This is a genomic window from Metaplanococcus flavidus (genome assembly GCF_042675885.1).
GTDB lineage: Bacteria > Bacillota > Bacilli > Bacillales_A > Planococcaceae > Planococcus > Planococcus flavidus.
In genome coordinates this window covers 167,663-180,203 of the sequence record NZ_JBHTKI010000006.1, presented here as the reverse complement: position 1 = coordinate 180,203, position 12,541 = coordinate 167,663, and the positions used below count along the sequence as shown (strand labels likewise).

Here is a 12,541-nt window from a genome sequence, read left to right as displayed (position 1 = left end):
TAATTTGCCATAGCGCTTGGTTTTTATCTTGAGCTAAAAAAGGGTACAAAAAAACTCCTGTCGTCTCTACTTAAAGGACGAAGGAGTTTTCGCGGTACCACCTTTATACACAGGCAAAAAAGCCTGGCTCTCAAGTTCGATAACGGATTCGCATCCGGATTCCGCTACTCGTGTTCACGGAAACTGCTCGGAGGTGACATTCAAATGCTGCCCATGGAAACCTCTCACCATTCGGCTTCCTCTCTGAAATGCACGCACATCCTACTATCCTCTTCAACGCATCAGTATCTGATTACATCCATTGTACTCAATTTCCCGTTTTAGCGTCAAGTTTTTTCAGCACGTAGGCAACGAGCGGCGCCGCCAGCAATAAAATAAAGAACAGTCGGAACAGATGGAAACTCGTGATGAGTGCCACATCCGCTCCTGCAGCAAGCGCCGTAATGCCCATTTCCGCCATGCCGCCGGGTGCCGCACTCAGAAAGAAATCAAGGAACAGATATCCCGGCAATAACGCTGTTAAGATGTAAGCGATTAAAACGGTGAACGCGATCAGCAAAATATTATTGACCAGAATGGCGAAGGCCAGCCGCATGCTCATATTCTCGCGCAACTTTTCCATCTGCAGCCCGAGATGCGCGCCGACGAGTAATTGTGCAAGGATGATGAGGATGCCGGGCATCTCGATTAAGGTGCTGCCGGTTGCCGATTGGACGATCGCCATGACCAGAACCGGTGCCAGCAATTCTTTTGCCGGAAATGAAAATCTCTTCATAAGCAAGTATGCGAGGACGCCAAGGATGATCGCCGCCAGAAATGCCAGGGGTGAAAATGTGAATGCAGGTGTGGTGGCGATCTGCGAAGCTTCCCTGCCGACAAACAGCGTCGTCAACAGCGGCACAATCGTCACGACAAGGAAAATCCGAAACGTCTGCATTACGGAAACGACGGTGACATTGGCGTTGTTGACTTCTTCAGAAATCAGCACCATCTGTGACAGCCCGCCCGGCATCGACCCGAGCAGACTTGTCTGCAGCGATTCATTGGCCATCTTACTGAATAACAAGCCGAAAAGAAGAGCCGCGATGATGACTGACACTGTCATAAAAAGCATGTACGGCAAATCCACCCACATCAGCATGACGGCCTCGCGTGTGAATGACGCGCCGATCATGACACCCAATAAGACGAGTCCGATTGCCCGGAAAATTTTCGGCCAGTAGAACTCCATTTCCGTAAACTGCCGAAGCAGAACGAGCGCAATCATAGGACCGAGAAGCCACGGCAGGAACATGCCGATTTGATTGAATAAAAAACCAGCCGCAATTGCGACGGCCGCTGTACGCAATAATTTCAAAACTGTTTCAACTCTCTTCTGAAATGAATCTATGTTTCCTATCGTAGCAGAAAATTGGTGTTGGCGGGACGTCATGGATGGAGAATTTTGGTTATATAAATTGAACTAATGATTTTAATAACCGATATTCCGCAAAACAGCTTGCTTGCCTGGGGGCTTGCGCTGAGCTAACTCGGTCTCGTTTCACTTCGCCCGAGTGGATCTCAGCACTTCGCTTGGTCCCCTGGGCGTCTGCGCTGTTTTGCTCCATATCTCTAGAGATTTCTCTTAGCATAGAATCGGTAAATAAAACTCTATTTCTTTAGTTCAACTTATATAGTAAGGAGTAAATTTTAATCTTTCTCAAGAAGAAAATTACTATTTAACAGCTATGCCAGCGGAAATGGGCGCCTTCTGCCCATTTCCTATCATTTAATAGTGCAGCCGAGTTTTCGGCTGCATTTCCATTCTCTGTTTGGTTCGATTAACCCAATGTCCACTCCACTCGTAAGGTCAAAAGCCGATTACATGCTTTTCGCAAGCGAAAAGCGAAAGTGCAGACCTTGGATCTGGCCATGGAAATTTCTATGAGTGGTTTCCGTGGTTCTATGAGTGATTTTGGCGTGTTTATGATCACTCAGATTGTTCTATGGGCGGTTTCGCCACTTCTATGATCGGTTTCCCAATGTCTATGATCATTCGCCCATTTTTAAACTTTCGGGAGAAGCCCTGTAACCGTCTTATATCTTTTATCGTAAATCCATTTACATGCTTTTGCAGACGAAAAGCAACAGTGGAGATGATTTTGTATAATGGTAAATGCTTTGTTTCTGTAAAAACCTTCTCTATAGATATGGAGCAAAACAGCGAAGACTCCTGCGGCTTAGCGACACGACCGATACACCGCAGGGAGCGTAGCGGACGAGGAGGATTGGGCGGGAGCCCGCTGGAAAGCGAAGCTGTTTTGCGGAATATCGGTTATTTAACCTTATCTCTAGGATCAAAAAAACAGCCAGAGCAATCGCTCCAGCTGTTTCAAGAAATTATTAGCGTGCAAGTTTTGCAAAAACGGTGTGGAAAGCTTCCACAGTTTTGGCGATGTGTTCTTCGGTATGCGCCGTTGACAGGAACATGCCTTCGAATTGCGACGGTGGAAGGAAGATGCCTTCTTCTGCCATCAATTTATAATAATCTGCGAATAGATCAAGATCAGACGTTTTTGCTGTGTCGAAATCGATGACTTCTTCGTTCGTGAAGAAGAAACCGATCATCGAACCTGCACGGTTTACGGTGTGCGGGATATTGTATTTTTCAGCAGCTTCACGGAAACCGGCCTCAAGCTGGTCGCCGCGTTCGACGAACGTCGTATAGCTGTCTTCAGAAAGCCGTGACAGGGTTTCGAAGCCTGCGCGCATTGCCAGCGGATTGCCGGAAAGCGTGCCTGCCTGATAGATTGAGCCGCTTGGTGCGACTTGCTGCATGATTTCGCGTCTTCCGCCGAATGCTCCTACCGGAAGGCCGCCGCCAATGACTTTGCCGAGGCACGTCATATCAGGCGTAACGCCGTAATAGCCTTGTGCACAATTGTAGCCCACACGGAATCCGGTCATAACTTCATCAAAGATGAGAATTGTGCCGTTTTCAGTCGACATATTCCGCAGTTCCTGCAGGAAGCCTTCGTTCGGCGGCACGACGCCCATGTTGCCGGCTACCGGCTCAACGATTACGGCTGCGAGATCGTCACCGAATTCCATGAATGCCTGGCGAACACTTTCGAGGTCATTAAATGGTACCGTGATGGTGTTCTGCGCGATAGAAGCCGGCACTCCCGGAGAATCAGGCAGACCCAGCGTTGCAACACCGGAACCCGCTTTGATCAACAGGCTGTCGCCGTGGCCGTGATAGCAGCCTTCGAATTTCAGGATTTTATTGCGTCCCGTAAATCCGCGGGCAACACGCAGTGCGCTCATCGTCGCTTCCGTTCCTGAACTTACCATGCGCACCATTTCTATAGAAGGAACGCGGTCCATCACGAGATTCGCCATGTCGTTTTCAAGAAGGGTCGGTGCGCCAAATGAAGTTCCGAGTTCTGCCGTTTCTTTGATCGCCTCCACCACTTCCGGATGGGCGTGGCCAAGAATCAGCGGGCCCCATGAAAGGACATAGTCGATGTAGGTGTTGCCGTCGATATCCGTAATGGTGGCACCTTTGCCGGAAGCCATGAAGATCGGATCCATATTGACGGATTTGAATGCACGTACCGGTGAGTTGACTCCGCCCGGCATTAATTTTTTCGCTTCATCAAATGCTGCGAGTGATTTTTCGTAAGTCATCTATTTCCCCTCCAACCAGCGTACCGCATCTTTCGCGTGGTACGTCAAAATGATATCCGCTCCAGCACGTTTCATGCTGAGCAATGTTTCAAGGACGATTTTTTCTTCATCGACCCATCCGTTCAATGCCGCAGCTTTGACCATGGCGTATTCGCCTGACACATTATAGGCAACGATCGGTAAATCGAAATTATCGCGCACTTCGCGGACAACGTCCAAATACGACAGTGCCGGTTTGACCATCAGGTAATCGGCGCCTTCTTCTACATCGGAAGCTGCTTCGCGCAGGGCTTCGAGCCGGTTTGCCGGATCCATCTGATATGTTTTGCGGTCGCCGAATTGCGGTGTTGAATGAGCCGCTTCACGGAATGGACCATAATAAGCTGAAGCATATTTCACTGCATAGCTCATGATTGGGATATGCTGGAAACCAGCCTGATCGAGTCCGTAACGGATTGCTGCAACAAACCCGTCCATCATATTCGATGGCGCAATAATGTCTGCTCCGGCTTTCGCCTGGGAAACAGCTGTGCGCGCCAAAAGATCGAGCGACTCGTCATTTAAAATGACGCCGTCTTCGATGACGCCGCAATGGCCGTGGTCCGTGTATTGGCACAGGCACGTATCAGCGATGACAACGAGTTCCGGATGGCGCTCTTTTGCAAATCGGATCGCTTCCTGTGTGATGGCGTGGTCGTGGTATGCTTCAGAACCGACCGCATCTTTGTCATTCGGCACACCGAACAGGATGACCGAAGGAATGCCCAAATCGACCACTTCGTCCAATTCTTCACCGAGGCGGTCCATCGAATAATGGAAAACGCCTGGCATGGAGGAAATTTCGTGTTTGATGTTTTCGCCTTCAACGACAAAAATGGGATAGATGAAATCTTCTTTATAAAGTCCGGTTTCACGCACCATGGCCCGGATATTTGCAGATCCGCGGAGTCTCCGGTGGCGATTGAATTTCAAATCTTTCATTCTGTACATCTTCCTTTCGCGATTTCATTGACGACGTCCAAATACGTATAGGTCGCAGGAATAAAATCGATATGCCCGCATTCATCCTTTATCGCTTTCTCGGTAATATGGCCGATCGCCGCAACCTCTGCATCCTTCCAATCCCCTCCAGCCTTACGGTATGCCGAAACTGCTGAGGGACTGGCAAAAATGATGGTTTGGTGTTTCATATCTTTCAATAATTGAGCGTTATCAAGTTTCAGGTTGGTGTCGTAAATGATCCATTCATCGACAGGTATAGGCATGTCAGCGATGGTGTTCTTCGCCAGCGCTCCTTTGATGAACAGACATTTTTGGCCTTCCGCAACTGCCGGAAATTCCTTCACAAAATTATCTGCGCTGAAAACGTAGGGAATAAAATCGACGCTATAGCCATTAGTGCGCAGAACTTCCGCCGTCTTTTCGCCGACTGCCGCAATTTTCGGAACGCTGTCTTCATGCAACTGGCAAAACGCCTGGGCACTTGTCCGGCTGGTGAAAATAAGCCAGCCGTAATTTGCGAAATCCGGTTTTTCGGTCTGGCGAATCGAAGTTTCAATCAAAGGCAGGTAAACTGCCTCCCCGCCGAGCTCTTCGACTTTTATGGCCGCTTCCTGTGGATAGGATGAGCCGGTAAAAATAATCGTTTTGCCTTTAAGAGATCCTTCGTTTTTACACATTGCTCTCAGCAATGACGCGCTGGATCAAGTCATAGCCGCCTTGTGCACTGATTTTCTCAGCCACAACACGTCCGGCTTCAACCGGATCTTTATTCGTGGCAGTTTCTTTATATACCTGATCTGCTTCCGGAGAAGAAATCAGCCCAGTAAATGTGATTTCGCCATTTTCAACAGTCGCATATCCCGCAATAGGAACTTGGCAGCTGCCATTCATATCTTTAAGGAATTTGCGTTCGGCGTTCACCGCAAGCATCGTTGTTTCATGGTTGACTTTTGCAAGTTCAGCAAGCAATTCTGCATCATCTTCACGGCATTCAATTGCCAAAGCACCTTGGCCAATGGCCGGCAGGCATTCTTCGATATCAAGGAATTCGGTGACGATATCATCTTTCCAGCCCATGCGCTTCAACCCGGCAGCAGCCAGAATGATGGCATCAAATTCGCCGGATTTCAGTTTTTCAAGGCGTGTATCAATATTGCCGCGGATCCACTGGATATCCAGATCCGGACGCATCAATAATAATTGTGAGCTGCGGCGCAGGCTGCTTGTTCCGACTTTTGCGCCAACAGGCAATTCCATGAATTTCACGTGGTCATTGGCAATAAATGCATCACGCGGATCTTCGCGATCCGGCACACAGCCGATAACGAATCCTTCCGGAAGCACGGACGGCATATCTTTCATGCTGTGGACAGCAAAATCGATTTCCTTGTCGCCGAGCGCCTGCTCGATTTCTTTTACAAACAGGCCTTTGCCGCCGATTTTCGACAATGTGACGTCCACGATGCGGTCGCCTTTAGTGACGATTTCTTTTATTTCAAATTCAAAAGGGGCGCCTGCCGCTTTCAGTTTTTCGATAAATTGTTTGGTCTGTGTCATCGCCAACTTACTTCTTCTGGATCCTACAATAATTTTTCTCAATTGAATCCTACCTTTCCTTAATACCAAAAATGAAATTCCGATAAACGGCTGCCAAGGAAGAAATTAATCAGCAGCACTAAAAATGCATATATATGGGCCATTGAATGGGACATGCCATTCAAATTGCCTTTCTGATGGCGCCACAGAATAACGCTGTAAACGACCACGAGAATAAATGAACCGACGATTTTCGGATCAAGAATCGAAAAGTCGACGAGCGCTATGTACGCCCATTGGAGGCCGAGCACCAGCGACACGAACAGCAGGGAAATCCCCACGCCGATCGAGATCGACATGCCTTTTTCCGTCTGGCCGAGAGATGGCAGGCTATCCCATTGTTTCGTCCATTTTTTCTGCTTCAATAGCCGGTATTGAAGAATATTGAGCAAGGAAAAAACGAAAGACAAGGAAAACGCCGCATACGACAAAATCGCAAAACTGACGTGAATCAGCAGGAGCTCGGAAACGAGCGACTCCCCTACTGGAGAACGCTCGATCTGCACCGGTGCAAATGTATGGATGGTCATGAAAATGAATCCGATGATATTAATGAGGAACACCGCAAAATCAAAACGGTAAAAAATCCTCAGAATCAGCGATACCGTAACGAGCAGCCAGGCATAAAAATAAATGCCTTCAAACAAAGTTAATATCGGAAAGCGCTGTGTTTCAATAATATAAAACACTAAAAATACCGTCTGCAACAACCACACGACACCGAGTAGGGACATGGCTATGCGGGCTGCTTTTTTCTCTTTATATACATAATCCAAAAAATAAAAAACAAGGCTGACAGCATATAGAATAACCATAGCTTCGTGCAGCCTTGCCATTGTTATATCAGCCATCCCATTCCCCTTCATTTCCATAGTTAAAGGCGCTTCGTCTCTACATTTTAACATATAGATACGAAAACGCCTCTTGTAAACCGATTAAAATGAGTATCCGGGTGATTCCTGTTTTTGCTGTTGCTTTTCTTCTGCATTTCTTTTGGCTTTAGCCATCGCGACTATAGACTGCTGTTCAATCTGTGTTTGCACTTCTTCTTCAATACCGAAAATCTGCTGGAACATTTGGAGCTGTTCACGCGATTTCTTTGATCCGGCCATTTCCTTCGCCTGAAGAATCGGCTCTTTGAGCAATTGATTGATAATCGATTTAGTATGCTTGTTCAGAACTTTTTTCTCACGGTCTGTCAGGTCCGGCATCTTGTTCTCGATGCTCGCCATCGTTTCAGCCTGAATGCCAAGCGCTTTTTCACGCAATGCCGAAATCACAGGCACCACACCAAGCGTTGCCAGCCAGTCATTGAATTGATCCGCTTCAGTATCGATCATTGTCACGATCTGTGTTGCGGCGCGTTCACGTTCTGCCAGATTGGCGTTGACAATGCCTTGCATATCATCGATATCGTACAGGAAAACATTCGGCAAATCACCGATGCGTGGGTCCATATCACGCGGCACAGCAATATCCACAAGGAATAAAGGCTTGCCTTTACGTAATTTCTCTACAAACTGCATCAATTCGAAGTCGATGACGAAGTCCTGGGAACCAGTGGAGGAAATCAGAATATCCGCTTCCAAAAGTGCACATTGCAATTCAGTCAAAGGTTTCGCTTTGCCTCCGAATTTGTCAGCCAGCGTTTCCGCTTTTTCCAACGTGCGGTTGATGACCGTAATGCGGTCCGCCCCGCTGCCCTGAAGGTTTTTGATCGCCAGTTCGCCCATTTTTCCGGCGCCTAAAATAACGACATGCTTGTTTTTCAGCGTGCCGAAAATTTTCTTGCCGAGTTCAACCGCCGCATAGGAAACCGAAACGGCATTTTCGCCGATCGCTGTTTCAGAATGCGCGCGTTTGGCAAGCGTCACTGCCTGTTTGAATAATTGATTGAACACTGTACCGGTCGTCCCGATTTCCTGCCCGGCAAGGAAACTTCCCTTTACCTGCCCGAGAATTTGGGTCTCGCCCAGTACCATCGAATCAATGCCAGCCGTCACACGGAAAAGGTGATCGACTGCCTCATCCTGTTCGTGGACAAATAAATACTGCGAAAACGACTCCTGCGGAATGCCGAAATAATCAGCCAGGAATTGCTTCACATAGTATTTGCCTGTATGGAGCTGGTCCACCACCGCATAGATTTCCGTGCGGTTGCACGTTGATACGATGACGTTTTCCAGTATGCTTTTTTGTTTATTTAAAGCCTGCATCGCCTGTGGAAGTTCGTTTTCGATAAACGACAGCTTCTCACGGATTTCAACAGGTGCAGATCGGTAATTCACCCCGACTACTAGTGTATGCATGGGTTCAAAACACCTTTCACGTTCCATATTTCATATAGAATAAGTATACCACTATCAAAGCATTTTAAGCCTTTGAAATTGTGAACAAGCAATGAAGTATGTTTATTTGTAATCATTATAAACTAATTCTAGCATTGGCAATATTGTTGGACAAGGATAACGCTCGTATTCCAATTTGTCAGTTAACTTGAGTGTTCCTAATAAAAATAAGAGTCATTTGAAATTATATAGAATTAAAGTAAGAACACTTTTATATGTCGCTTCGGCGCTTTGGACAGTGCAAAGAATATGCTCCTGTGCACTGCTCGTCACAGAAAGGCCAAAGCAAAGACTATGCTCCTGCGCACTGCTCGTCGCAGAAAGGCCAAAGCAAAGACTATGCTCCTGCGCACTGCTCGTCGCAGAAAGGCCAAAGCAAAGACTATGCTCCTGCGCAAGCTCGTCGCAAAGGAGGCGCCATCTTCGTTTGGCGCACCTTGCCTCCCGCAATAAGCCGAGAAGTGCATTCGTCTTATTGCTTCGCCCAGTCCGGCGGCGCGCCGGCGCTAAGAGAACCTCACTAGAGATATGGAGCAAAACAGCGAAGACGCCCAGGGGACCAAGCGAAGTGCTGAGATCCACTCGGGCGAAGTGAAACGAGACCGAGTTAGCTCAGCGCAAGCCCCCAGGCAAGCGAAGCTGTTTTGCGGAATATCGGTTATTTCAGATTTATTTATTTAAAGCAACAAAAAAAGCGCAGCCTCAGCTGCGCTTCCCCTTCTTACATTCTGCTTTCGATTTCTTTCCAGGCTTCATCAAAGCCGAGGCCTGTTTCGGATGAAAAGACGATTAAGGGATCGGTCTTTTCCATCTCCAGCGTATCGCGGACGATTTTCTTGTGCTTGTCCCATTTGCCTTTTGGAATCTTGTCCGCTTTCGTCGCGATGATGATGCATGGAATTTCAAAATGCTTCATGAAATCATACATGGCAACATCGTCGCGGCTCGGTGGATGGCGCAGGTCGACAATCTGGATAACTGCGCGCAAAGGTTCGCGGTCTGTGATATAGCGTTCGATCATCTTACCCCATGCTTCCCGCTCCGACTTCGATACTTTGGCGTAGCCATAGCCCGGTACGTCGACATAGAAAAGCTTTTCTTCTATCTTATAGAAATTCAGCGTCTGCGTTTTGCCGGGTTTCGACGAAATGCGCGCCATGCTTTTGCGGCCGATCATTTTATTGATAAATGAAGATTTGCCGACATTGGAACGGCCCGCAAGCGCGAATTCCGGCAGGCCGTCTTCCGGATACTGATCCGGACGGACGGCACTGATTACAAGTTCTACGTTATTAACTTTCATTCGTTTACTCCCTCCAAAGCGATTTCGAGCGCTTCGTCTGCCTCGGATACAAATTTGAACGTCAATTGTTCACGCACCGTTTCCGGTATGTCTTCAATATCGCGCTCGTTTTCCATAGGCAGGATGATTGTCGTAAGCCCGGCGCGGTGAGCGCTCAAGGTTTTCTCTTTCACGCCGCCGATTGGCAGAACGCGGCCACGCAATGTGATTTCACCGGTCATACCAACTTCGCGGCGGATTGGTCGGTTTGAAAGCGATGATACCAAAGCTGTCGCAATGGCCACACCTGCAGAAGGTCCGTCTTTTGGAACTGCTCCTTCAGGAACATGGATATGGATATCATGGGATTCATGGAAATTCGGATCAAGGCCGAGCGATTCAGCTCTCGAGCGCACAAACGATAAAGCCGTCTGCGCCGATTCCTTCATGACGTCTCCCAATTTACCGGTCAATTGCAATTTGCCTTTGCCTGGTGACAGCGCCACTTCGATCTGCAGCGTATCGCCGCCGACACTTGTATAAGCAAGGCCGGTCGCGACACCAATCTGGTTTTCCGTCTCAGCCATGCCGTAGCGGAATTTGCGTTTGCCGAGATATTCTTCGACTTCCTTGCCGGTCACTTCTACAGCTTCCTTCTCTTTCGAAACGAGCTGTTTCGTCACTTTGCGGCAAATCGAGGCAAGCTGGCGTTCGAGTCCGCGGACTCCGGCTTCCCGTGTATAGTAGCGGACGATGGACAATAAAGCGTCATCTGTAAATTGCAGCTGCTCCGCCGTCAATCCGTGCTCATCCAATTGCTTCGGTGCCAGGTGATTCTTCGCAATCTGCGTTTTCTCCGCTTCCGTATAACCCGCAATCGAAATCACTTCCATGCGGTCACGAAGCGGGCCTGGAATCGTACTGAGGTCATTCGCTGTCGCAATGAAAAGCACGTTCGAAAGGTCATAAGTTTCTTCTATATAATGGTCGCTGAATGAATTGTTCTGTTCAGGATCCAACACTTCCAGCATTGCAGAAGATGGATCTCCTCTGAAATCATTCGACATTTTCTCGATTTCATCCAGCAGGAACACAGGATTGACCGTCCCTGCTTTTTTCATTCCTTGAATAATGCGTCCCGGCATTGCGCCAACATAGGTGCGGCGATGGCCACGGATTTCAGATTCGTCACGGACGCCGCCAAGTGAAATGCGGACAAAATTCCGGTCGAGCGAATCGGCAATCGATTTCGCGAGTGATGTTTTCCCTACTCCCGGCGGTCCGACCAAACAAAGAATAGGCCCACGCAAGGACTTGGTCATCTGCTGCACAGCCAGATATTCAAGGACGCGTTCTTTGACATCTTCAAGCCCATCATGGTCGCGGTTCAAAACCTCTTCCGCATATTTGATATCAAGTCGGTCTTCCGTTTTTTCAGACCACGGAACCGTCACAAGCCACTCGATATAATTACGGATGATGCCGCTTTCCGCTGCTGCGGATGGCAGTTTTTCGTAGCGGTCAAGTTCTTTCAGCGCGACTTTTTTCGTTGACTCGGGCATGCCTGCAGCATCTATCCGTTTTTTCAAATCGGAAATTTCGCCCGTTTTGCCATCTTTGTCGCCAAGTTCTGTCTGAATCGCCTTCATTTGCTCACGCAAATAGAATTCCTTTTGTGTCTGTTCCATCGCTTTTTTGACGCGCTGATTAATGCGCTTCTCCAAATCAATGACTTCCTGTTCATTGTGCAGACGGCCAATCAGCATCTCAAGGCGCTTGCTGATATCAAAAGTCTCAAGAATCTCTTGTTTTCCAGCCATTTTCAACGGAAGATGCGAGGCAATCATGTCCGCAAGTCTGCCTGGTTCTTCAATGTCCGCAACCGTCTTGTAGGTTTCATTCGTAACCTTTTTCGACGCTTTTGAATACTTCTCGAAATGCTCAAGCAATAAACGCATCAACGCATCCTGCTCTGCATCCCGTTCTGTTTCATCCGGGAATGAAGTCACTTCCACAACCGGGAATTTTTCTTCATCTTCATACGACTTCCATTGACCGCGCTCAAGTCCTTCAACCAAAACACGAATCGTGCCGTTCGGCAATTTCAGCATCTGTTTCACATATGCCATTGTACCGATTTTCTGAAGATCTTCCTTTTCCGGCTCTTCCACACTGATGTCTTTTTGCGTTGCCAGAAAAATAATATTATCGTCCAATAATGCCTGTTCCAATGCAGCCACCGAACGCTCGCGTCCGACATCAATATGCAAAACCATTGTCGGAAACACAAGAAGTCCGCGCAGCGGCAATAAAGGCACTCGTTTCGTAACTTTCTTCTTAACCATCTATAAGCCACCTCCGGGATTGTCTAACTCTTAATAAAATTTTAAATGTGTATGGGTCAGATGAAATCGATTCAACTCTTTTTCATGTCTCGAAGCTAGCACAGCGGTGCAGAGACAGGAGCATACGTTTGCCCTTCTCTGCCTTATGCTCATTCATCTAAAAGTATTCACCTAGATATGTAGCAAAACAGCGAAGACGCCCAGGGGACCAAGCGAAGTGCTGAGATCCACTTGGGCGAAGTGCAACGAGACCGAGTTAGCTCAGCGCGAGCCCCCAGGCAAGCGCAGCTGTTTTGCGG

At 48.0% G+C, this 12,541-nt stretch carries 9 protein-coding genes and 1 other annotated feature; all 9 genes read right to left on the bottom strand.

Annotation, left to right across the window (positions count from 1 at the left end):
* Positions 1-70: 70 nt before the first annotated feature.
* Positions 71-286, bottom strand: a binding site (T-box leader).
* A 21-nt stretch (positions 287-307) separates the two neighbouring features.
* The 9 genes from ACFQ1X_RS03460 to lon all read right to left on the bottom strand — a co-directional run bounded on the left by ACFQ1X_RS03460 (position 308) and on the right by lon (position 12,242).
* Complete coding sequence (locus ACFQ1X_RS03460; RefSeq protein ID WP_379081364.1) at positions 308-1,357, bottom strand: AbrB family transcriptional regulator; 1,050 nt, start codon at positions 1,355-1,357, stop codon at positions 308-310.
* Positions 1,358-2,382: 1,025 nt separating this feature from the next.
* On the bottom strand, positions 2,383-3,669 hold the full coding sequence (hemL, locus tag ACFQ1X_RS03455) for a glutamate-1-semialdehyde 2,1-aminomutase (protein WP_144838971.1): 1,287 nt from the start codon (positions 3,667-3,669) through the stop codon (positions 2,383-2,385).
* Positions 3,670-4,650, bottom strand: a complete 981-nt coding sequence (hemB, locus tag ACFQ1X_RS03450; RefSeq protein WP_144838969.1) for a porphobilinogen synthase — start codon at positions 4,648-4,650, stop codon at positions 3,670-3,672.
* Positions 4,647-5,348: a uroporphyrinogen-III synthase gene (locus ACFQ1X_RS03445; protein ID WP_144838967.1), complete on the bottom strand. Its 702-nt coding sequence runs from the start codon at positions 5,346-5,348 to the stop codon at positions 4,647-4,649. Before ACFQ1X_RS03445 ends, hemB begins: the two co-directional genes overlap by 4 nt.
* Complete coding sequence (gene hemC / locus ACFQ1X_RS03440; protein WP_144838966.1) at positions 5,341-6,270, bottom strand: hydroxymethylbilane synthase; 930 nt, start codon at positions 6,268-6,270, stop codon at positions 5,341-5,343. Before hemC ends, ACFQ1X_RS03445 begins: the two co-directional genes overlap by 8 nt.
* A 17-nt stretch (positions 6,271-6,287) precedes the next feature.
* Positions 6,288-7,118 (bottom strand): cytochrome C assembly family protein, encoded by an 831-nt coding sequence (locus ACFQ1X_RS03435; protein WP_144838964.1) that lies wholly within the window; start codon positions 7,116-7,118, stop codon positions 6,288-6,290.
* Between the two features lie 84 nt (positions 7,119-7,202).
* Complete coding sequence (gene hemA, locus ACFQ1X_RS03430; protein WP_144838962.1) at positions 7,203-8,576, bottom strand: glutamyl-tRNA reductase; 1,374 nt, start codon at positions 8,574-8,576, stop codon at positions 7,203-7,205.
* Between the two features lie 760 nt (positions 8,577-9,336).
* Positions 9,337-9,918: a ribosome biogenesis GTP-binding protein YihA/YsxC gene (gene yihA, locus ACFQ1X_RS03425; RefSeq protein WP_144838958.1), complete on the bottom strand. Its 582-nt coding sequence runs from the start codon at positions 9,916-9,918 to the stop codon at positions 9,337-9,339.
* Positions 9,915-12,242, bottom strand: coding sequence for an endopeptidase La (lon, locus tag ACFQ1X_RS03420; RefSeq protein WP_144838956.1), 2,328 nt, complete (start codon positions 12,240-12,242; stop codon positions 9,915-9,917). The genes yihA and lon overlap by 4 nt, the downstream gene beginning before the upstream one ends.
* Positions 12,243-12,541 lie beyond the last annotated feature (299 nt).

What these genes read in the sequence shown, in the direction of transcription:
- hemL (WP_144838971.1), bottom strand. Translation starts at nt 3,669, where the DNA reads ATGACTTACGAAAAATCACTCGCAGCATTTGATGAAGCGAAAAAATTA.
- hemB (WP_144838969.1), bottom strand. Translation starts at nt 4,650, where the DNA reads ATGAAAGATTTGAAATTCAATCGCCACCGGAGACTCCGCGGATCTGCA.
- ACFQ1X_RS03445 (WP_144838967.1), bottom strand. Translation starts at nt 5,348, where the DNA reads ATGTGTAAAAACGAAGGATCTCTTAAAGGCAAAACGATTATTTTTACC.
- ACFQ1X_RS03435 (WP_144838964.1), bottom strand. Translation starts at nt 7,118, where the DNA reads ATGGCTGATATAACAATGGCAAGGCTGCACGAAGCTATGGTTATTCTA.
- hemA (WP_144838962.1), bottom strand. Translation starts at nt 8,576, where the DNA reads ATGCATACACTAGTAGTCGGGGTGAATTACCGATCTGCACCTGTTGAA.
- yihA (WP_144838958.1), bottom strand. Translation starts at nt 9,918, where the DNA reads ATGAAAGTTAATAACGTAGAACTTGTAATCAGTGCCGTCCGTCCGGAT.
- lon (WP_144838956.1), bottom strand. Translation starts at nt 12,242, where the DNA reads ATGGTTAAGAAGAAAGTTACGAAACGAGTGCCTTTATTGCCGCTGCGC.